Below are 20,167 nucleotides of genomic sequence, written 5' to 3' on the forward strand. Positions count from 1 at the left end.
CGCGGCCGCGGGGACGGCGGCACCCTGAAAGCGGGTGAGGACTACTTCTCCCGCCGGTAGAACGGCAGCCCTACAACCTCGAACGGTTCGGGCTTGCCGCGCAGGTCGATGTCCACTCTGGTCCCGGGTTCGGCATACTCGGCGTCCACGTAGGCCAGAGCCACCGGATAGCCGAGGGTGGGGCTGGGCTGGCCGGAGGTGACCTCGCCGATGGTCCGGCCGTCTTTCAGCACCGGGTAGTGGGAGCGGCCGGCGCGCCGGCCAAGCCCCTTGAGTCCCACGAGCTTGCGGGCCGAGCCCTTCTCCTTCTGCGCCTCGAGGGCGCCGCGGCCCACGAAGTCGCCGTCCTTCTTCAGCGCCACCACGCCGCCCAGGCCGGCGTCGAACGGGCTGGTCTCGAGGGTGAGCTCGTTGCCGTACAGCGGCATGCCCGCCTCCAGCCGAAGCGAGTCGCGGCAGGCCAGCCCGGCCGGCAGCAGGTCGGCGCCCCGCCCGGCTTCCAGCAGGGCGTTCCAGAGCGCGGCCGCGTTGGTATTCGGGACGTAGATCTCGAAGCCGTCCTCGCCGGTGTACCCGGTCCGGGCCAGCAGCAGCTTCAGCGGCGCCCCGGACACCGTGAAGTCCACCTCGTCGGCCGCGTAGTACTTCATGTCCCGCACCGTGCCATGCTGGTTGGCGGGCACCAGCTGGAGCAGGATTTCCACGGACTTCGGTCCCTGCACTGCCACCAGCGAGGTCTCGGCCGTGGCGTCCTCCACCGTGGCGTCGAAACCTTCGACCCGTGCGGCGAGTTCCGCGGCAACCGTCGGGGCGTTGCCGGCATTGGGCACCACCAGGTAACGGTCCCCGTGCTGGTCGGCGGGACGCCGGTAGATGATCAGGTCATCGATGATGCCGCCGTCGGCGTTGCAGATCAGCGAATACTTGGCCCGGCCCTCGGTGACGGCGGAGAGCTTGCCGACGAGTGCGTAGTCCAGGAACTTCCCGGCCTCCGGGCCGGTGACCCAAACTTCGCCCATGTGGGAGAGGTCGAACAGGCCGGCGCTGTTGCGCACGGCGCGGTGCTCGGCCAGTTCGCTGCTGTACTTCAGCGGCATCATCCAGCCGCCGAAGTCGGTGAAGGAGGCACCCAGCCGCTCGTGTTCCTCGTAGAGCGCGGTGTGGCGGGGCATGGTGGTGGTCTCGGTAGTCATGCGGTGCTGACCTCTCTAGTTCTCGAAGGCTTCGGGCGGCGGGCAGCTGCAGATCAGGTTGCGGTCGCCGCCGGCGCCGTCGATCCGTCCCACCGGGGCGAAGTATTTGTCCACTTGCAGGCCCGGTACCGGGAAGGCGGCCTGCTCCCGGGTGTACGGCCGGTCCCAGTCGGAGCTGACCACGGCGGCGGCGGTGTGCGGGGCCAGGCGCAGCGGGCTGGCGTCGAGCGGGAAGTCGCCGGCGATCACCTGGTCGATTTCGCCCTTGATCGCGATCATCGCGTCGATAAACCGCTCAATCTCCGTCAGGTCCTCGGACTCGGTCGGCTCCACCATCAGGGTGCCGGCCACGGGGAAGGACAGGGTGGGCGCGTGGAAGCCGTAGTCGATCAGGCGCTTGGCCACGTCCTCGGCGGTCACCCCCGACTTGGCGGTGAGTTCGCGCAGGTCCAGGATGCACTCGTGCGCGACCAGCCCGTCGTTGCCGGTGTAGAGCACCGGGAAGTGCTCGTTCAGCCGGGCGGCGACGTAGTTCGCGGCCAGCAGGGCGCTCTTCGTTGCCTCGGTCAGGCCCTCGGCCCCCATCATGGCCACGTAGGCCCAGGAGATCGGCAGCACGCCGGCCGAGCCGTACTCGCTGGCCGAGACGGGCACGCCCTTGCCTTCGTGTTCGGCCAGCGCGGCGTTGCCCGGCAGGAACGGCACCAGGTGTTCGGCCACCGCTACCGGCCCGACGCCGGGGCCGCCGCCCCCGTGCGGGATGCAGAAGGTCTTGTGCAGGTTCAGGTGGGAGACGTCGCCGCCGAACTTGCCCGGCTGCGCGAGTCCTACCAGCGCGTTGAGGTTGGCCCCGTCGATGTACACCTGCCCGCCGGCGGCATGGACCGCCTCGCAGACGTCGCGCACGTCGGCGTCGTACACGCCGTGCGTTGACGGATAGGTGATCATGATGGCCGAAAGCGAGTCGGCGTTCTGGTCGATCTTCGCGCGCAGGTCGGCGTGGTCGATGGTGCCGTCCGGTGCCGTGGCGACCACGACAACCTTCATGCCGGCCAGCACGGCCGAGGCGGCGTTGGTGCCGTGCGCGGAGGCGGGGATCAGGCAGACGTCGCGCTGGTCGTCGCCGTTGGCCAAGTGGTAGCGGCGGATGGCGAGCAGGCCGGCGTATTCGCCCTGCGAACCGGCGTTGGGCTGGATGGAGACGCCGGCGTAGCCGGTGATCGCCGCGAGTCGTTCCTCCAGATCGGTGATCAGCTCGCGCCAGCCGGCGGTCTGGCTGGCCGGGGCGAACGGGTGGATGGACGCGAATTCCGGCCAGGTCATCGCCTCCATTTCCGCTGTCGCATTCAGCTTCATGGTGCACGAGCCCAGCGGGATCATGGTCCGGTCCAGGGCCAGGTCTCGGTCAGACAGCCGGCGCAGGTAGCGCAGCATCTGGGTCTCGGAGCGATGGCTGTGGAACACCGGATGGTCCAGGTAGGAGGAGCTGCGCAGCAGCTCCTCCGGCAGCTCGAAGCCGGCGTTCCCGGCCGTTTCGGCGGTCTTGCCGGCGGCGTCCTCCACGCCGAAGGCCTCCGCGACCAGGGCGAGGTGCTCCGCCGTCGTCGTTTCATCGGCGGAAATGCCGACGTGGTCGGCGTCGATGCGGCGCAGGTTCACGCCCTTGGCCTCGGCGGCGGCGGCGATCTCGGCGGCCTTGCCCGGAGCCTTCACCGTGAGGGTGTCGAAGAACCGGTCTGCCGCCAGCGCATACCCGGCGCCGGTGAGCACGCCTGCCAGCGTGCGGGCGGCCTCATTGGCGTGCTGCGCGATCGCCTTCAGGCCCTCGGGGCCGTGGTAGACGGCGTACATGCTGGCCACGACGGCCAGCAGTGCCTGCGCGGTGCAGATGTTGGAGGTGGCCTTCTCGCGGCGGATGTGCTGCTCGCGGGTCTGCAGCGCCAGGCGGTAGGCGGGGCGGCCGGCGTCGTCCTTCGAGACCCCCACCAGGCGGCCGGGCAAGGAACGCTCCAGCCCCTTGCGGACGGCCATGTAGGCGGCGTGCGGGCCGCCGAAGAAGAGCGGCACGCCAAAACGCTGGGTGTTGCCGACGGCGATGTCCGCGCCCTGCTCGCCCGGCGGCGTGATCAGGGTCAGCGCCAGCAGGTCGGCGGCCACGGTGACCAAGGCGCCGCGCTCCTTGGCCTGCGCGATGACCGGAGCCTGGTCAAACACCCGGCCGGAGGCTCCCGGCTGCTGCAGCACGATGCCCGAGATGTCGCCGTCCGGCAGGCCGGCGGAGAGGTCGGCAACCTCTACGTCAAAGTCCAGCGCCTCGGCCCGGCCCTTGACGACGGCGATGGTCTGCGGCAGCAGGTCCGCGTCCAGCACGGTCTTGCCGGCGGACTTGGACTTGTTGGACCGGCGCATCAACAGCACGGCTTCGGCCACTGCGGTGGCTTCGTCCAGCAGGGAGGCGTTGGCGATCGGCAGCGCGGTGAGGTCCTGGACCATGGTCTGGAAGTTCAGCAGCGCCTCCAGCCGGCCCTGCGAAATTTCCGGCTGGTACGGGGTGTAGGCGGTGTACCAGGCCGGGTCTTCCACCACGTTGCGGCGGATCACCGGCGGCGTGATGGTGTCGTAGTAGCCCTGGCCGATCATCTGCACGGCCGTCACGTTCTTCGCGGCGAGGGCGCGCAGGTCCCCCAGGACCTGGGACTCGCTGCGGGCGGCGGGCAGCGCCAGCGGTTCCTGCTGGCGGATGTCGGCGGGCACGGCCGCGTCCACCAGCTCGTCGATGCTGCCGTAGCCCAACTGCTTGAGCATGGTTTCCGCGTCGTTCCGGCGCGGACCGATGTGTCGGTCGGTGAAGGAGGCGCTGCCGGGCCGGGTAGCGCTGGTGGACTTAGCCGTCATGTGAGGAACTCCAGTTATCCCCGGCTGGGCTGACCATGCCGGTAGTGAAGGGTTCCTCCCCACTCTGTGACTGAACCTGAGAGATTCCGCAGGCTGTGGCCCAAGGGGCCGCCTCCTGCTTGCACCGTCGGTGAGCCGGTCCTGAACGGTCCGGCTGCTTTCCAGAGTTGCCTCTTCGCGGCGGTACAGGGGCCTGAGAGATTCCTGGGGAGGTATTGCTCCTACGGCGCCTGCTGACTGGTACCCAGCAGGACTCTCCCGCCGCATGTCGAAGGCTGTATGCAGTTGTACTGACTCCTTGAATGGTAGTCCAGCGGCTGGCGCGCAACAAGGCGGCGACGCCCGACGGCGCGGCTTGCGGCCGCCGCGGGGGCGCCGGAACCCGCGTGGCCGCCGCTAGGCATCGGTGCGCGAGAGCATGCCCTTCACGTAGGCGGCCTGTCCGACGTGCTCCAGGCAGTCGTCCAGGACGCTGACCAGCCGCACCCCCAGGCTGACGTGCGGGTCCCACCGGGTGTCCACGATCCGGTCCAGGTCATCCTCGCTCAGTCCGGCCAGATACTCCAGGGTGCCGGCATGGACGTCGTCGTAGTAGCCGCGCAGCAGGTCGGCCGATTCGACCCGGACGGCCGCCACCTGCTGCGACGTGTGGCCGTAGCCATGGTCCTTCCGGGGCAGCGGCAGGTCGAACCGCTCCGCCCAGCCGGTCAGCCAGTACTGGTCCGTGCCGGCGACATCGGCAATATGGTCGTCCTGGATGCGCGTGAGATGCCAGATAAGCCAGGCAATCGAGTTGCTGTCACCGCCGGGCCGGGCGGCCAGTTGTCCGGCGTCCAGCCCGTCCAGCACGGAGTGGACGCGCTCCTGGATCCTGCCGTAGGCATCTGCGAGCAGGTCGTTGAACTTCATGGCGCCTCCCGCCGGTCGACTGTGGCGCCAGCTTACCGGCCGGGGCCACGGCGAGGAATGCGTGCCTGCCCGCAGGCGCGGGGACGCTCACGCAGCCGCGCATCCGTCGCCCGGACCGCCTGCCTCAGCGGTCAACTGTAATCGGCCGTGATGGTTCGATCCCGGCCATTGAGCCGCATTGTCCCGCCGTAGGGCACGATCCATTGCGGACGGGTATGGCCGAACGGGACTCCGATGCAGACGACGGCGTGGTCGTTGTAGCGCTTTATCTCGGCGAGGACTGCATCGCGTTGCGCGGCGCGGAGCCGGGCACGCTCCTCCGCTGGCGGGACGGTATCGTGACTGCTCACCGGAGGCCGGGCGACGAGCACTCCTTCCACCGCCGAGAGGACGCCCCGTTCCCCCAATGCCCGGACCCATCTCTTGACCCACGCTGCCGGAGGCAACTCCTCACTGGTTTCAACAATCAGGATCGACCCCTCGAGGGCTACCAGGGGCGGCAGCCGATCGGCCATGGCCAGCTGATCGATGACTTCCAGGCACCCGCCCCAGGTGCGGCCGGTCGCTTCCCGCTCGGGCCCCGCCCACGTCCACGGCTGCGTGGGTTCCCGTTCACCGAAGTTGACAAGGGCTTGTGGCGTCAGCCAGTCCGGCCCGAAGTCCTCGGACTCGCCTGGGTCAACAATCTCCAGCTCACCGCCCTTAAAGAGCGCTGCCTTCAGCGACGCGAGGTGCTGGTCGTCAATGTGCGGCCCGGCTCCGAGGTGCACCTGGGTCGAGCCCCCGTAGTAGCCTGCTATCCCGACCGACCACAGCCAGTTCAAGAGGTTCGTGTTGTCGCTGTAGCCCATGAAGATCTTGGGGTTCGCGGCGGCGAGACCGGCGTCCAGATGGGGAATGAGGGCTACCTGGTCGTCGCCGCCGATGGTCGCGAGGATGGCCCGGATGGCCGGGTCGGACAAAGCGGCGTGCAGATCCGCGGCGCGTTCCGCGGCGGAAGCGCCAAGCTTCCGGGTCGTCGGGTATTCCACAGGGACCAGTCCCGTTTCGGCGCTGAGTCGACGCATCGCCTGCTCGTGGACATCCGGCGCGAACCCGGGGGCAGCAAAGGACGGGGAGAGAATCGCGACCCGGTCACCGGGCTCAAGCTTGGGCGGGGACACAAGGGCATGGCTCGGCATTTCCCCATCCAACCACGCGCTGTGCCTCAGCGGCCGCTATCCATCCCGGGCCGAATCCTCCAGATAGCGGGGCCGGCCCACGATGACCAGGCCCACCGCCAGGATGAGCAAGGCACCGCCCAGCAGGCCGAAGGAAGCACCCCAGCCGCCGCTGGCCTCGCGCAGCAGTCCGAACATCAGCGGGCCGGCGCAGGCGACCGTGTAGCCGATGCCTTGCGCGAACCCGGAGAGCAGCCCCGCGCCGGCCGTGGTGCGGGTCCTGAGGTTCACCAGCAGCAGGCCCAGCGCAAAGGTGCCCTGGCCGAGCCCCGCCAGGGTGATCCACAACCAGGTGCCGAACGAGGGTGACAGCAGCAGCCCGGCGTATCCGGCCGTGTAAAAGCCGATGAACAGCAGGCCCAGGCCCAGGGGATTGCGCAGCCGCCCCGCGATCAGCGGCACCAACAGACTGGTGGGCAGGCCCAGGATGGCGTAGTAGGCCAGCATGGTGCCCGCCGTCGGGGGCAGCATCCCGCTGTCCACCAGCAACGGCGGCAACCACGTGAACATGGCAAACGTGTTCGACAAGGTCCCGGCGAACACCAGAGCCAGGCCCCAGGCGACCGACGAGCGCCAGACACGGACCGACGTCGTCCCGACGGAACCGGCCTCAGCTCCCGCTGCGGGCTCCGAGGCTTCCGCAACGGGCGGCCCGTCGGCTCCTGCGGGGCCGGCCGCAGGCCCGGGGACGGTCACCGCCCCGGGGCCGGCAGCGCCGGGGCCGGCAGCACCGGGGCCGACTCCCGTACCGAGACTCACGGCAGGCCCGGAACCGGCCGGCTGCCGGGCGCTGCCCTCATCCGGCGGGAGGATGTCCAAGCCGCCGGGCCGGTAGGGCTGCAGCACCAGGCGCGCGGTGCGGCGGCGCCAATGTTCCGTCCACGCGGTCATCAGCCACGGCACGAGGGCGGCCGCGCTCACGGCCGCCCACACTCCGATCGAGAACCGCCAGCCGGCAGCCTGCTCAAGCGGCACGGCAAGCAGCGGGCTGAGCGCCGTACTGGCCGCCAGCAAGGTCACGTAAAGCGCGGTGATGAGGCCGATCCGGTCCGGGAAATAGCGCTTCACCAGCGGCGGCAGCAAAATGTTGCCGATCCCGTAGCCAACCATGGTGAGGCCGGACAGGACCAGGAACGCCGGCACGTCGGAGGCCAGCGCACGGCCCAGTTGGCCGACGGCGGCCATGCCCAGTGCCACGAGCAGCAGTGCTTCCATGCCGATCCGGCGCATCAGCAACGGAACTGCGAACCCGGCAGCGGCGAAGGCGGCGGTGGGCAGCATGCCCAGCACACCGGCGGAGGCCGTGCCGAACGGCAGATCCGCGGCAATATCCGCCAGCACCGGCGACACGCCGGAGACGGCCAGCCGCAGGCTGAGCGCCAGCAGCAGGACGCCGACGAGCACGGTCAGCCGGCCGGCAAACGGGGCAGGCCGCCGCGGGGCGGGGCTGGCACCCTGAGGCGGTGGGGAATCCGGGCTCGGTGGGGCGTCGGCGGTCAGTTGTGCGGGCGAGGGCAAGCGTGGTCCATGGGTCGAAAGGCCGGGCGGGCGGCCGGGATCAAAACCGGCCGGGAATCACTTTATCCCGTCGCGGCCCGGCTGCCCGGCAGGCGGGCTAGGAACCCTCCTGGCCCAGCCCTTCGGCGAGGATCCAGAATGTTTGGCGCAGCCGCTCCACCGCCGCCTCATGCTGGCCCCGCTGGAGGTACTGCACGGTCTCGCGCCAGCCGTCGGCCCAGAGAGGATAGGCGAGGGCGTGTTGGAACAGGTGCAACCGGGCCAGCGAGCGGTCGAGGACGTGCATGTTCACGGCCCTCAGTTCCTGGTGATCCGCGGCCCCCAGGATGACGGTTACCAGGCTGCCGGCGGCGCGGTAGGCGCCCAGGATGTCCTCCCGGTCGGTCGCCGCCCGCAGGTCCTCCGCCATCGTGGCCATGGTGTCGATCTCCTGAGGCGACAGCCGCGGGGCTGCCCGCTCGAACAGCGCCACCAGCACCACGCCCATCACATCCAGGAGTTGGATGGCCTGCTGGGGACCGGGATTGGCGATCCGGTGTTCGTGCCCGGTGGCCTCGATCAGGCCTTCTTGCGTGAGATCGCCGACGGCGTCGCGCACCAAGGCTTCCTCCGCACCGATGCGGCCGGCGAGCCCGGCAACGGTCACCCTGGAGCCCGGCTCCAAACCGCCCGCCAGGATGTCCTCCCGCAGCCTGCGGACCGCTTCGTCGCGGCCCGCTCCCCCGGGACCGCTGCCCCTCATCATGACCCCCTGCCGCGTATGACCGACGTCACATACGAGTAATGTACGCGAAAAGGTAGATCGGGGTCACTGGTGCTGGCTACTCTGATGGGACCTGCGGCACAGCGTCGTGCGGCAGGTTCTAAACGTGCAGTCAGGACGTGCGCAGAATGAACGCCACCTATACCGCCACCGCAACCGCCAACAGCAAGAACCACCAAGACTGGGGGCGGGCGATGGCGGCCGCGTTGGTCGATCTGGTCCAGCAAAGCGAAAGCGGCCCTTCCGGGCCCCGGGAGCTCTACGGCGACGAGCTGCGCTTGGTGATCGAAGAGACGACGGACGGGGTCCTGATCCACCTGTCCTGGACACCCGGCGGGCGGGACGCCTCCGGCACCGTCGCCTGAATCCATCCGTCCGGTGTCCGGCCGGCCGGGTGTCCAGCCTGCCGGTGTCCGGCCGGCCGGGTGTCCAGCCTGCCGGTGTCCGGCCTGCCGAAGATTGTTCCCGCGCAGCCGATGCTGCCAAGATGATTCCATGGTCTACCGCCAGCCGTACCTGCACGATCTCACGGGAGTATTTGCGGCACCCGTCCAAGCCTGGAGCGAGCCCCACGGGCAGATCCGGGGTACCGGGGCCCAAGGTGTCTACTGCGGGGACGACCGGGTGCTGGCCCGGTGCCTGCTGGCGGTGAACGGGCAGGAACCGGAGTGGATCTCCACCCAGTCGCGCTCGGCCGGGCGCGCCGACTTCTTCTCCTTCATCCGGACCGCCGAGGACGGGGCCGATCCGCTGATCACCCTGAACCGCTCGCGGGCGGCAGAAGGCGGCCGGCTGGCCGAGGCGCTGACGTTCACGTCGGCCCTCGAGGACGAGTTGGAACTCCAGGTCCGCGTCGACCTGGTGGCCGATGCCATTCCCTTGGAGCAGGTGCGGGCCGGGGCCGCGGGCGAGGCCGGCTCGGTGGCCCCCGGCGGCGCCATCTGGAGCTGGCGGGACAAGACACGCGCCGCGCTGACGGCCGAAGGCGCCCGGGTCAGTTTCGACGGCAGCTTGGTCCGGCTGGAGTGGACGGAACTGCTCAAGCCGGGCGCCGTCGTCGTCCTGTCCTGGAGCCTGGAGCTTGACGATGCCGAGGCTCCCCTGACCGGCGCGGCCGCGCCCCCGCTGCGCACGCCGTCGCTGGCCGGGGATCCCCGGCTCCAACGACTGATGAGCCGCTCCATGACCGACCTTAACAGCCTGCGGATGGCCGGGCGCCAAGCCCCCGGCGACGTCTTCCTGGCCGCGGGGGCCCCATGGTTCCTGACGCTGTACGGCCGGGAGGCGCTGGTTGCCGCCAGGCTGCTGCTGCCGGTCGACGCCGCGGTAGCGGAAGGGACGCTGCGGGCAGTGGCAGCCTGGCAGGGCACGGCCGAGTCGGCGGAATCGGGCGAACAGCCCGGCCTGATGGTCCAGGAGGTGCGGCAGCGCCGCCTGTCGATGCCCGCGGACGCCGTGGTCCGGCAACTGCCCCCGGTCCTGTACGGGTCGCCCGACGCCACGCTGCTGTGGATCGTGCTGCTGCACGACGCCTGGCACTCGGGGATGCCGGAGGATGCCGTCCGGGACCTGCTGCCCCATTTGGAGGCCGCGCTGGACTGGCTGCGCATCGACGGCGACCCCGACGGCGACGGCTTCCTGGAGACGCCGGTTCCCGCCCTGCAGGGTCCGGGACACCAGGGGTCCGGCGACACGCGGGCCGCCTACCACTATCTGGACGGCAGGCCGGCCACCGGAACGGTCGCCTCGGCCGAACTCCAGGCCTACGCCTATGAGGCGGCCCGTGCCGCGGCCGTGCTGCTCGACTACTTCGGCGAAATGAACGCCGGCGCCGAGTGGCGCGACTACGCGTCGCGGCTGGCGGAGAACTTCCGCAGCCGGTTCTGGTGCGCCGACGACGCCGGCCCGTACCCGGCGATGGCACTCGACGAACGGAAGCAGCGGGTGGACGGGGTCGGGTCCGGCATGGGACACCTGCTGGGCACGGGGCTGCTGAACCCCGAGGAGACCCGGACGGTGGCCGCGCGGCTGATGGACCGGACCTTGTTCTCCGGCTACGGCGTCCGCACCCTGTCGACGGCGAACCCCGGGTTCTGGCCCACCCGCCGCCGCTCGGGGGCGGTCTGGACGCAGGAGACCGCGTGGATTGTGATGGGGCTGCTGCGCACCGGCTTCCAGGAACAGGCCGCACAGCTGGCGGCAGGACTGCTCGACGCGGCCGAGGGATTCGGCTACCGGTTGCCGGAACTCTTCAGCGGGCAGGCCGCGGTGGAGGTCCGGCCGGCGCTGCCGTATCCGTCCGCCTGCCGGCCGCACGCCGGGGCAGCCGCCGCCGCGGTGCCCGTGGCGCTGGCACTGGGCGGATTCAGCGCCTCGGCCGTCTAGCCGCCCGGCTGCCCGCTGGCCCGCCGGCCCGCCGAAGGACCTTAGCCGCGCGGCACGTCGGGGCCGGTGGGCCAGCGCAGCAGCGCCGCTATGCTCTTGCCTCCCGGCAGGGCTCCTTCGGGGACCATGGTCACCCGCGCGTCGGTCAGCGCCGCTGCCCGGACCAGCGCCGCCGGGGCAGGCACCTTGGCCAGCAGGTCGCCATTGACGGCTTGCTCCCCCGCCGTAGCGATCCACGGTTCGGCCGTCAGGGCATGCACGTTGTGATCGGCGAGGGCGTCGTCGTTCATGAGCAGCGTGCCGACCTGCGCCTGCTGCAGGGCCCGGACGCACTCGCCCAGGCCCGCCGTCCACTCCGGATGGGCCTGCCCGGTTTGGTTGGCCAGGCGGTCGAGGATGGCTTTGCGCTGTTCCGTCCACACATGGGCCACCCGGGCGGCTATTTCGGCACGGAGCGCGTCCTTGTCCGCGCCGCCTGTGCGGGTGTGCGACTCGATGGTGACTTCGATCGCCCGGCTGGCTTCGGAAAGCTGGTCGACCACCAGTTCCCGGGCCCGTATATCGCCGGCCACAATCAGCAGCCGCGCCTTGCTGGCCTGCACCACGCGGTCGATCTCGGCGGCGATTTCATCGGCATTCTTGCGCCAGATTTCCTCGGTGCGGTGCTGATAGCGGCCCTGGGACCAGCCGCCGCCGGGAACCTTGGTCAGGTTCTCCCGCTCGCCCTCCACCGTCCTCGTTTCCACCACGCCGTTCCGGCGAGCGTACTGCAGGTGGACCTCGCCGCCGTCCCGGCCCACTTCGGCCACCACGTACGGGAAGTCGTCGCCGCAGGCCTTTAACAGGGGCACCAGGTCCGGAATCGGGCCGGTGTGAACCACCTCAGGGCCGGACATTTCGCCCGGGAGCACCTCGTTGATTTCGGCCTCACCGCCGCGCACCAGGACGAAGCGGGAGACCGGGGACGGAACGCCGGTGGCCGGCGAAACGGCGTCGATCACGGCCTCGATGTCCGCTTTCGCGGCGCCCTGCTTCCCGAGCGATTCCCGCAGCCTGTCCGGCAGCACATCGCCTGCCCGCAGGGAGTCCACGGTCCCCGTGCTGGCGTCCACGTAGACCGTGATCCAGGGTCCCGGCTTCTTGTACAGCTCGGCGTACCTTTTGTTGGCTGCGTGGGTCGTGTTGACCTGCTCGGTCATGGTGATCACCTTCCCTGCTATTGGAACTGCGGGTTTTCTTGATCAGTAGACTCACGGTAGCACCGGACGTTTTGCCCTTGAAGGGGGGCCGGTCCTGTCCCGACCGGCCCGGCGAATCAGTGCGCCGGGCCGGTCAGCCGACGTTTGTCCGACCGGCCCGGGCGGTTAGCTCCGCTGGTATTCCGCGTGTTGGCGGTGGGCCTCGGCCACTTGTTCGCGGATGATGTCCACGTCCTTGGCCTTGTTGCGGTACTTCGGATCCATTTGCACGATCTGGCGCTCTTCTTCCACCAGCAGCCGGTAAATGCGTTCACGTTCTGCCGGGTCAGCGGTGTAGGAGAGATCCATGTAGTTGACCGCGTGCCGGCGTGCGTTGTTGATGGCGTTCTGTGCCTTGCCGGCCTTGCTCAGCAGCGAGGCGACGACGGTGACCACAAGGATGCCGATGATGACGGTGAGCGAAAGTCCGGTGGTGATCTCGACCACGGGAACCGGGTTGCCGTCATTGACGAAGGGCAGGTTGTTCTCGTGCAGTGCGTGCAGGATCAGCTTCACGCCGATGAAGGCCAGGATTGCTGCGAGGCCGTAGGACAGGTAGATCAGCCGGTCCAGCAGGCCGTCGATCAGGAAGTACAGCTGGCGCAGGCCCATCAGCGAGAATGCGGTGGCGGTGAAGACGATGAAGACGTTTTGCGTCAGGCCGAAGATCGCGGGAATGGAGTCGAGGGCGAACAGGATGTCCGTGCCGCCGATGGCCACCATGACCAGCAGCATCGGCGTCATCGCCTTTTTGCCGTCCTTGACGGTGAACAGCTTGTCGCCGTCGTAGTAATCCGTGGTGTGGAAGAAGCGCTTGGCCAGCCGGATGATGAAGTTGTCCGCCTCGCCGCCGTCGTGTCCGGGCTTGAGCAGGTTGCCCGCCGTGATGATCAGGATCAGGCCGAAGGCGTAGAACACCCAGGCGAACGTGTTGATCAGCGCCGCGCCCAGGAAGATGAACCCGGTGCGGGCGATCAGCGAGAACACAATGCCGAACAGCAACACTTTCTGCTGGTCTTCGCGCGGCACCTTGAAACTGGCGATGATGATGAGGAAGACAAACAGGTTGTCCACCGACAGCGCCTTCTCGGTGATGTAGCCCGCGAAGTACTCGGAGCCCATGTCCACGCCGCCGTAAATCAGCACCAGGATCCCGAAGACGATGGCGATGCCCACGTACAAGGCGGACCAGATGGCCGCTTCCTTCAGCGAGGGCACGTGCGCCTTGCGGATGTGGAAGAAATAGTCGAAGGCGAGCAACGCGAGGATCACGGCGATCGTGATGCCCCAAATCAGGGGAGAAACGCTCATGGGTTTCCTTCCGTAAGCGGGTAGCGGTGAGCCCGCAAGTCTCTCCTCCGGCACGGCCGGCCACTGCAACCGGCCGGGCGTCGGCGCCCTACGTGTTGACGGCTGCAGCGCATCTGGATACTCCCTTACGCAACTGCCAGTCTAACGACGACGACGCTGCACGGCTAACCGGCCGCGGGCGAATCCGGGGCGGCTGGGACGGGAACGCCCCGCCGGAGGGGGTTGGACTCCTGCGGCCTATGCACCGCATTTCGGCTGTGACAGGCTGGGGGCCCGGGCCGCCGCCGTGATTGACCGGCGGCCGACAGCGCCGAAAGGAGCACCGCCATGTCCTATTACCTGGAGTACACCATTCCGGCCGCGCCGGACGGGGAAAGCTTCGAGTTCCCGGTCAGCGACGAGCACCGCGGCTATACGGTCCCGCTCAGCGAAACCGATGCGGAAATCGTCCGCACCGACCAGTTGCCTGCCCGCAGCGAGGTGTTCGGGGCCTCGCTGGCCGAGGCCAAGGAAGCGGCGGAGTCCATCCTGTCCAACAGCAAGGCGGACGCGGCGCAGCTCTACGACGATCCCGACGACTCGATGCAGCCCGGGGCGGGCACGCTGGTCGCCAGCTACACGGTCGGCGGCGGGTGGCAGGAAGCGGGATAGGTTGCGCCGGGGCTAATCCCGCAGCACCACGTCCGCGGCTTCCGTGGAGCGATCGGTGACCGTGGTGGGCGATTCCAGGTGGACGGCGCCGGAGGGCAGGATGCCGGCACCGCCGTAGCGTTCCATGACCCTCAGCTGCGCCACCACGTCTTCCCCGGCGTGGGCCGGCGGCAGTTCCTGCCAGAATCCGAACCCGCCGCACTCCAGCAGCGCGCTCCGACGGTACAGCACGCAGCCGCCGGCCCACGCGATCTTGTACAGCCGCCAGCCACCGTCCGGAATGCCCAACCCGGCGGCGATATGCGTCAGGTTTGCCGCGTTATGCAGCTGCCAGCGGCCGAACCGGTGGTCCTCGCGGCGGATGCGCTCGGGCCGCACCGGGCCGTCCCACAGTTCGAAGGGTTCCTGCTCCCCCGGCCGCACGTCGTCCAGGTAGGACATGCCCTGCACCGCTGCACCGATAAATCCGCAGCCCGCCTCCCGAATGGCCGCCGTCATCCGGACCAGCATGCCCGGTTCCAGCCACACGTCGTTGTCCAGGAACAGCACGAGTTCAGCCGTGGCAAGCCGGAGCAGGAAGTCGCGCTGCTCGGCCAGCCCGCGCCGGGGCAGATTCCGCTCCAGCCGGACCGGGCGCCCCTGGGCTTCCAGCACCCGGATCATCGCCCCGGCGGCCGGGTGCTCCCAGGCGGGGGCGCCGTCGGTCTGGTCGCTGACGATGACCGAGAACTCCGGGCCGTCCTGCGCCGCCAACCCGGCGAGCGTCACCGCCAGCTCCGCTTCCCGGCCATAGCTGGGCACCAACACGTCCAGCTCCGGCCCTGTTTCCGGTGGAGCGAGGGCCCAGCTGGCTGAACTCCTGCGGCTCACGCCGAATCAAGTCCCGAGGCCGGATTCGCTCCCGCGGCCGGGGCGGGACCTGTTTCCGCCGGGGGCGCCGAGCCGCGGATCCGGCGGACCACCGCCGTGGTGGAGTGGTCGGACACATAGTCCAGGATGCAGACCTCGCCGCCGCAGGCTTCCACCACCGCCGTTTCCTCGAGCATCTCCGGAGAGTAGTCCCCGCCCTTGGCGTAGATGTCGGGCCGGATCGCTTCGATCAGCGGGATGGGCGTGTCCGTGTCGAACACGGTCACGTAGTCCACGCAGCTGAGCGCGGCGATGATGCCGGCCCGGTCGGCGGCCGGGTTGATCGGCCGGTCCGGCCCCTTCAGCCGCCGGGCAGATGCGTCGCTGTTCAGCGCCACGACCAACACGTCGCCCAGTTGCTTGGCTTGGTTCAGGTAGCGGGTGTGGCCGCGGTGCAACACGTCGAAACACCCGTTCGTCAGCACAATGCGCTTGCCCGAGGCCCGCTCGGCGGCGATCGCCTGCCCGAGCGCCTCCGCATCCAGGGCCGCATCGGAGAAGGTGCCCAGGTGCGAGGCGAGGTCGGTGGTGCTGCAGACCGACGTGCCGCGCCGGCGCACCACGACGTCCGCGGCGGCCTGGGCCAGGTCCAGGCTGGTGCTCAGCTGCAGCCCCGCGGCCCGCGCCAGGGTCAGGCAGGCCACGTAGGTGTCGCCGGCGCCCGAAGCCTGCTTCTCGGTGACCGGGGTGGCCCACGTGCGGTGAGTCCCGCCGTCGGGGGTGAGCAGGAAGGAGCCGTCCTTGTCCAGGGTGACGACGGCGGCGCCCGCCCCGGTCGCCTCCAGCAGTTCCCCGGCGTGATCGGCTATGGCGGCCGCCCGGTCCGTGTCGGGATCCAGCGTCACGCCCAGCAGCGCGGCAGCTTCGGCGGCATTCGGCGTGACCAGGTCCGGCGCAACCTCCGACCAGGGCCGCGGGTCGTGGGCGTCGACCACCAACAGCCGGCCGCCGCGGTGACGGGCCAGCACGCTGCGCACGGCACCGCCCAACGCGCCGGAACCGTAGTCGCAGACCACCACGGCGTCGCTGCCGGCGAGCGCGTCCGGAACTGCTGCGGCCAGCCGCTCCTGCGCCGCTTCCGGCACCCGCTCCGTGCGCTCGTCCAGCCGCAGCATGATCTGGTCGCCGCCGATGATGCGGTACTTGGTGGTGGTCAGGACGTCTTCGTGTTCCACCAGCCCCGAAATGTCCACCCCCGCACCCTGCAGGAGGGCAGCGAGCCGTCGCCCGGCGTCGTCCCCGCCGACCAGGCCGAGAATGCGCACCCGGGCGCCGAGTGCGGCGAGGTTCATGGCCGTGTTGGCGGCGCCGCCCGGCGCGTACTCCCGCCTGGTCATATCCACTACCGGGGCCGGGGCTTCCCGGCAGAACCGTTCGATCCGGCCGCTGAACCAGCCGTCCAGCATCACGTCACCGACCACGGTGACCCGCGGGGCGGCCTCCGCCAGCCGGGACGGCAGCCAACCGGCCAGCCCGGAAACGTCCGACAGGGGCGTGCTCATGGCCGCACCCCGCCGGGCAGGCCCACGTGGACCACCTTCACCGCACAGAACTCGTCCAGCAGTTCGGGGCCGTAGCCGAAGCCATCGCCGCTGTCCCGGCGGGGCTGGGCGGAGCCGCCCGGGGCGCCCCCGAAGACGGCGTTGACCTTGACCGTGCCCACCTGGAGCGCGGCAACGGCCCGGTGCGCATGCTCCAGGTCCGCGGTCAGCACCGTGGCGGCCAGGCCGTACCGGCCCTCCGCCGCCAATTGAAGCCCGTCGTCAAAGCTGTCCACCACCCGGACCGGCGCCACCGGGCCGAAGGTCTCCTCCTGCATCACGGTCATGCGGTCCGTGCAGTCCAGCAGGACGGTGGCCGGATAATGGGCGCCCGGCCCCTCTGGCACCGAGCCGCCCTCGGCAGCCGTCGCCCCTAGCGCGAGCGCCTCGGCCACCTGGGCGTTGACGCTGTCCCGGAGCCTGCGGTCCACCAGCGGCGCCATCGCCCCGCCGTCGTTGCGTTTGCGGGCCTCTGCGGCGAGCGCCTCACAGAACGGGCCCGCGACGTCGCGGTGCACATAGATGCGTTCCACCGACGTGCAAATCTGGCCGCTGTTGGCGAACGCCCCGATGGCCGCCTGCTCCGCCGCCCACGCCGGATCCACGCCGGCGTCAACGATCAGCGGATCGTTTCCGCCGTTCTCGCGGATGACATGGGCGCCGGTGAGCGCCGCGGCCCGGGCAATCCTCGCGCCGGTGAGGCTCGATCCGACGTGCGCGATCACATCGACATCCGGGTGGCCGGCCAGCGCCGCCCCGACCGCCGGGCCGCCGGTCAGCGTGGTCATGACCTGCGGCGGCAGCACCTCCGAGAGAATCCGGCCGAGCAGCTCACCCAGATGCGGGCAGCGTTCGCTTGGCTTGTGCAACACCGTGTTTCCCGTCGCCAGCGCGGCACCCAGCAGCCCGGCGGCCACCGCCACCGGATCGTTCCAAGGCGTGAGCACTACGGCCACGCCCCGTGGTTCGTTCACGGTGTAGTCGGCGGCAAGCGAACCGCCGCGCAGGCTTCGGCCGCGGTGCACCGGGCCCAGCTGGGCGTACTGGCGCAGGGTTCCGGCCCCGGCCAGCACGCCCTCCAGGGCTTCATGTTCCGGCCGACCGGTCTCCCGCGCGTTCATCGCGGCCAGCTCCTGCGAGTGCTCCTGCAAGGCCGCCGCGGCCGCTTCCAGCAGTTCGCCGCGGGCGGCAGCGTCGGTGGCTGCCCAGCCTGCTTGGGCCGCCTTGGCGGCGGCGACGGCGGCCCGCACCTCGTCGGAGCTTGTTTCCTCCAGCACGCCCACCAGGCTGCCGTCCCGCGGGTCGTGCACCTCCAGTAAGGCAAGGTCCCGGGCGGTATCGGAATCGGTGGTCATATTGCTCCTCCCCTCCAAGGCGGCCTGGGCCTGCCCATTGGTGTCTGGCCAAAGTCCACTGTCACGCGGCGGCGGTGCAGTGCCCGTCGCGGGCACGCAACACCGGCAACAATGCGTGGTACTGGTTCCCTACCCCCCATCGCGCGGTTTCAGACACGCCGCCGGTTTCAGACACGCTGCCGGTTTCAGGACGCCCGGTGCGGGCGGTTCCTGCGGGCCGGTTCCTGCCTCCGGTCCCGGTTCCGGCTCTGGCCAGCGGCTCGAATGCACCTTAGGGTGAAGTTCACGAGGGGCCCGCGGGGGCGGGCCCAGGGGGTTGCGGCAGGCACGGCACCCCCGCGCCGGGTGGCTGCGCCGCAGGCGGAACGTTAATCCAGGAGGTGGAGATGGCTGGTTCTCCCACAGGCGGCGCCGCTTTCGGTGGCCAGAGGCTCAGTACCGAGGCCCGGCATGGCCGGGGCATTGGGCCGGTGTTGGAGCCCTTCGAGGGGGTGCGGAAGATTGCGGTGCTCCGGGGCGGAGGGCTGGGCGACGTGCTTTTTTCGGTTCCGGCACTCGAGTCGCTGGCTGCCGCCTATCCCGAGGCCAGCGTGACCCTGCTGGGCACGGAGGCCCATGCCGCCCTGTTCCGCGGCCGGCCGGGCCCGGTGCACCGGGTGGAACCGCTGCCGTTCGCGCACGGGGTTCGCCCGGGGCCGGAGGATCCGCAGGCCATCGCCCGGTTCCACCAGCTGATGCGCGGCGAGCAGTTCGACCTGGCCGTGCAGCTGCACGGCGGCGGCCGGAACTCAAACCCGTTCCTGCTGGAACTGGGCGCACGGCACACGGTGGGCACCCGGACCCCGGACGCGGCCGCGCTCGAGCGGACCATCCCCTACCTGTACTACCAGCACGAGGTGTTGCGCGCGCTGGAGGTGGTGGGCCTGGCCGGCGCGGCTCCGGCCGCGCTGCAGCCGGAACTGCAGCCCCTCGCCGATGAAGAGGCATTGCTGGCCGGGCTCCTCGAGGAAGGCCGGCCGTCGCTGGTGACCATCCACCCGGGCGCCACGGACCCGCGGCGGCGGTGGCCGGCGTCGGAGTTCGCCCAGGTGGCCGCATGGGCGGCCGACGACGGATGCCAGGTCCTGGTGGTTGGCGATCAGTCCGACGTGGCGCTGGCCGAGGAGGTTGTGGGCCTGGCCCGCGGGGCGTCCGGTGCCGGCGGCGGGGGCAGCATCGAGTCCGTGGCCGGCCGGCTGGAACTGGATGAACTGTCCGCCGTGCTGCGCGCCAGTGACGTGATGGTCGGCAACGACAGCGGGCCGCGGCACCTGGCGCAGGCGGTGGGAACGCCCACGGTGGGCATCTACTGGGCCGGCAACATGATCATGGCCGGGGCGCTGGGCCGGACCCTGCACCGGATCCACATGTCTTGGATGACGCAGTGTCCGGCCTGCGGCTCCGACCTGACCCAGGTGGGCTGGACCGCCGGACGCTGCAGCCACGAATTCTCCCTGACGGACCAGGTCCGCGCAGAGGATGTCTACGCGGACCTGCGCGAGCTTAGGGCCACGAGTCTTCTTCTTCGTGGCAAATGACCATCTCGCGCACCTCGCAGCCCTTCGGCTGTGACAGCGCGAAGATGATGGCATCGGCCACCCGCTCGGGGTCGTTGAGCCGGGAGTCGTCCTGCGGCTTGTACTGTTCGGTCCGGTCGTCGAAGAACCTGGTCTTCATGCCGGCCGGAATCATGGTGGTCACTCCGACCTGACCGCGGGTTTCGGCCGCCAGCGCCCGGCTGAAGCCGACCACGCCGAACTTGGAGGCGCAGTAGGCGGTGGCGTCGGAGACGGCCTTGATCCCCAGCGACGAGGCGACCGTGATGACCCGCCCGTGGGAGGACATCAGATGCGGCAGGGCCGCGCGCACCACGGAGACGGTGCCCATCAGATTGACCCCGATGACCTTCTCCCATTCCTCGGCCGGCACGTCTTCGAGGCGCCCGCAGCGGTCGATCCCGGCCGCCGTCACGACGGCGTCCAGCCCGCCGAGGGTGTCGGCGGCCTGCTGCACGGCCGCCTCGACCGCGGCCCGGTCGGCGACGTCCACCTCGATGCTCTTGGCCCGCCCCACACGGCTGACGTCACGGTCCAGCACGACCGGCGTGCCGCCGGCGGCGAGGACCGCCTCCACGACGGCGGCTCCCAGGCCGGAGCCTCCGCCGGTGACCAGGACGCGGCCGGGGTTCGTTGGGGCAATGCTCATGGTTTCCTCCTCAGGTTCGGGATTCTTCAGTTCAG

16 protein-coding genes and 1 riboswitch are annotated in these 20,167 nt (G+C 70.1%); of the genes, 4 read left to right on the forward strand and 12 right to left on the reverse strand.

The features are described 5' to 3' along the window. Positions 1-41 precede the first annotated feature (41 nt). From gcvT to AC5RWG_RS08255, 6 genes are all read right to left on the reverse strand, one after another. Entirely contained in the window at positions 42-1,193 is a 1,152-nt protein-coding gene (gene gcvT, locus AC5RWG_RS08230) for a glycine cleavage system aminomethyltransferase GcvT (RefSeq protein ID WP_494012942.1), read from the reverse strand. 15 nt (positions 1,194-1,208) lie between these two features. Beyond that, positions 1,209-4,088 carry an aminomethyl-transferring glycine dehydrogenase gene (gene gcvP / locus AC5RWG_RS08235; RefSeq protein ID WP_494012943.1) on the reverse strand — a complete coding sequence of 960 codons (2,880 nt, stop codon included), beginning with the start codon at positions 4,086-4,088 and terminating at the stop codon, positions 1,209-1,211. A 171-nt stretch (positions 4,089-4,259) separates the two neighbouring features. Further along, a riboswitch (glycine riboswitch) is annotated at positions 4,260-4,359 on the reverse strand. Between the two features lie 125 nt (positions 4,360-4,484). Beyond that, positions 4,485-4,997, reverse strand: coding sequence for a mycothiol transferase (locus AC5RWG_RS08240; protein WP_494012944.1), 513 nt, complete (start codon positions 4,995-4,997; stop codon positions 4,485-4,487). A gap of 131 nt (positions 4,998-5,128) precedes the next feature. Beyond that, positions 5,129-6,178, reverse strand: coding sequence for a S66 family peptidase (locus AC5RWG_RS08245; RefSeq protein WP_494166744.1), 1,050 nt, complete (start codon positions 6,176-6,178; stop codon positions 5,129-5,131). A 36-nt stretch (positions 6,179-6,214) separates the two neighbouring features. After that, positions 6,215-7,735 carry an MFS transporter gene (locus AC5RWG_RS08250; protein WP_494166745.1) on the reverse strand — a complete coding sequence of 507 codons (1,521 nt, stop codon included), beginning with the start codon at positions 7,733-7,735 and terminating at the stop codon, positions 6,215-6,217. A gap of 97 nt (positions 7,736-7,832) precedes the next feature. Further along, positions 7,833-8,477: a GntR family transcriptional regulator gene (locus tag AC5RWG_RS08255; RefSeq protein ID WP_494166746.1), complete on the reverse strand. Its 645-nt coding sequence runs from the start codon at positions 8,475-8,477 to the stop codon at positions 7,833-7,835. Positions 8,478-8,626: 149 nt separating this feature from the next. On the opposite strand from AC5RWG_RS08255, the gene AC5RWG_RS08260 reads away from it, so the two are divergent. Both AC5RWG_RS08260 and AC5RWG_RS08265 read left to right on the forward strand, forming a co-directional pair. Continuing rightward, positions 8,627-8,863, forward strand: a complete 237-nt coding sequence (locus tag AC5RWG_RS08260) for a hypothetical protein (RefSeq protein WP_494000776.1) — start codon at positions 8,627-8,629, stop codon at positions 8,861-8,863. Between the two features lie 130 nt (positions 8,864-8,993). After that, on the forward strand, positions 8,994-10,883 hold the full coding sequence (locus tag AC5RWG_RS08265) for a glycogen debranching N-terminal domain-containing protein (protein WP_494166747.1): 1,890 nt from the start codon (positions 8,994-8,996) through the stop codon (positions 10,881-10,883). Positions 10,884-10,924: 41 nt separating this feature from the next. Here AC5RWG_RS08265 and AC5RWG_RS08270 read toward each other — a convergent pair whose 3' ends face one another. Both AC5RWG_RS08270 and AC5RWG_RS08275 read right to left on the reverse strand, forming a co-directional pair. Next, positions 10,925-12,082, reverse strand: a complete 1,158-nt coding sequence (locus AC5RWG_RS08270) for a baeRF2 domain-containing protein (RefSeq protein ID WP_494166748.1) — start codon at positions 12,080-12,082, stop codon at positions 10,925-10,927. 165 nt (positions 12,083-12,247) lie between these two features. Beyond that, complete coding sequence (locus tag AC5RWG_RS08275; RefSeq protein WP_494000779.1) at positions 12,248-13,432, reverse strand: TerC family protein; 1,185 nt, start codon at positions 13,430-13,432, stop codon at positions 12,248-12,250. A 327-nt stretch (positions 13,433-13,759) separates the two neighbouring features. On the opposite strand from AC5RWG_RS08275, the gene AC5RWG_RS08280 reads away from it, so the two are divergent. Continuing rightward, positions 13,760-14,083 carry a hypothetical protein gene (locus AC5RWG_RS08280; protein WP_494000780.1) on the forward strand — a complete coding sequence of 108 codons (324 nt, stop codon included), beginning with the start codon at positions 13,760-13,762 and terminating at the stop codon, positions 14,081-14,083. 12 nt (positions 14,084-14,095) lie between these two features. Here AC5RWG_RS08280 and AC5RWG_RS08285 read toward each other — a convergent pair whose 3' ends face one another. The 3 genes from AC5RWG_RS08285 to AC5RWG_RS08295 are packed head-to-tail and all read right to left on the reverse strand — an operon-like array spanning position 14,096 to position 17,888. After that, a complete protein-coding gene (locus AC5RWG_RS08285; RefSeq protein ID WP_494000781.1) occupies positions 14,096-14,953 on the reverse strand; it encodes a glycosyltransferase family 2 protein in 858 nt (285 codons plus the stop codon). Beyond that, positions 14,950-16,494: a D-glycero-beta-D-manno-heptose 1-phosphate adenylyltransferase gene (gene rfaE2, locus AC5RWG_RS08290; RefSeq protein ID WP_494000782.1), complete on the reverse strand. Its 1,545-nt coding sequence runs from the start codon at positions 16,492-16,494 to the stop codon at positions 14,950-14,952. The genes AC5RWG_RS08285 and rfaE2 overlap by 4 nt, the downstream gene beginning before the upstream one ends. Next, positions 16,491-17,888, reverse strand: coding sequence for an aldehyde dehydrogenase family protein (locus AC5RWG_RS08295; protein ID WP_494166749.1), 1,398 nt, complete (start codon positions 17,886-17,888; stop codon positions 16,491-16,493). The genes rfaE2 and AC5RWG_RS08295 overlap by 4 nt, the downstream gene beginning before the upstream one ends. Positions 17,889-18,274: 386 nt before the next feature. Between AC5RWG_RS08295 and AC5RWG_RS08300 the strand changes: the two genes are divergently transcribed. Next, on the forward strand, positions 18,275-19,465 hold the full coding sequence (locus AC5RWG_RS08300; RefSeq protein ID WP_494000784.1) for a glycosyltransferase family 9 protein: 1,191 nt from the start codon (positions 18,275-18,277) through the stop codon (positions 19,463-19,465). On the opposite strand, the gene AC5RWG_RS08305 is transcribed toward AC5RWG_RS08300, so the two are convergent. Then, the gene (locus AC5RWG_RS08305) at positions 19,431-20,132 is read right to left on the reverse strand and encodes an SDR family oxidoreductase (RefSeq protein WP_494000785.1); all 702 of its coding nucleotides are present in this window, start codon (positions 20,130-20,132) and stop codon (positions 19,431-19,433) included. The genes AC5RWG_RS08300 and AC5RWG_RS08305 overlap by 35 nt on opposite strands. Positions 20,133-20,167 lie beyond the last annotated feature (35 nt).

It is taken from the genome of Arthrobacter sp. Y3221160, assembly GCF_059092585.1.

Bases quoted from the DNA above. Each gene is read 5' to 3' on its own strand.
- AC5RWG_RS08270 (WP_494166748.1), bottom strand. From the start codon at position 12,082: ATGACCGAGCAGGTCAACACGACCCACGCAGCCAACAAAAGGTACGCC.
- gcvT (WP_494012942.1), bottom strand. From the start codon at position 1,193: ATGACTACCGAGACCACCACCATGCCCCGCCACACCGCGCTCTACGAG.
- AC5RWG_RS08260 (WP_494000776.1), top strand. From the start codon at position 8,627: ATGAACGCCACCTATACCGCCACCGCAACCGCCAACAGCAAGAACCAC.
- AC5RWG_RS08305 (WP_494000785.1), bottom strand. From the start codon at position 20,132: ATGAGCATTGCCCCAACGAACCCCGGCCGCGTCCTGGTCACCGGCGGA.
- AC5RWG_RS08255 (WP_494166746.1), bottom strand. From the start codon at position 8,477: ATGAGGGGCAGCGGTCCCGGGGGAGCGGGCCGCGACGAAGCGGTCCGC.
- AC5RWG_RS08245 (WP_494166744.1), bottom strand. From the start codon at position 6,178: ATGCCGAGCCATGCCCTTGTGTCCCCGCCCAAGCTTGAGCCCGGTGAC.
- AC5RWG_RS08280 (WP_494000780.1), top strand. From the start codon at position 13,760: ATGTCCTATTACCTGGAGTACACCATTCCGGCCGCGCCGGACGGGGAA.
- AC5RWG_RS08300 (WP_494000784.1), top strand. From the start codon at position 18,275: ATGGCTGGTTCTCCCACAGGCGGCGCCGCTTTCGGTGGCCAGAGGCTC.
- rfaE2 (WP_494000782.1), bottom strand. From the start codon at position 16,494: ATGAGCACGCCCCTGTCGGACGTTTCCGGGCTGGCCGGTTGGCTGCCG.
- AC5RWG_RS08275 (WP_494000779.1), bottom strand. From the start codon at position 13,432: ATGAGCGTTTCTCCCCTGATTTGGGGCATCACGATCGCCGTGATCCTC.
- gcvP (WP_494012943.1), bottom strand. From the start codon at position 4,088: ATGACGGCTAAGTCCACCAGCGCTACCCGGCCCGGCAGCGCCTCCTTC.
- AC5RWG_RS08265 (WP_494166747.1), top strand. From the start codon at position 8,994: ATGGTCTACCGCCAGCCGTACCTGCACGATCTCACGGGAGTATTTGCG.
- AC5RWG_RS08295 (WP_494166749.1), bottom strand. From the start codon at position 17,888: ATGACCACCGATTCCGATACCGCCCGGGACCTTGCCTTACTGGAGGTG.
- AC5RWG_RS08240 (WP_494012944.1), bottom strand. From the start codon at position 4,997: ATGAAGTTCAACGACCTGCTCGCAGATGCCTACGGCAGGATCCAGGAG.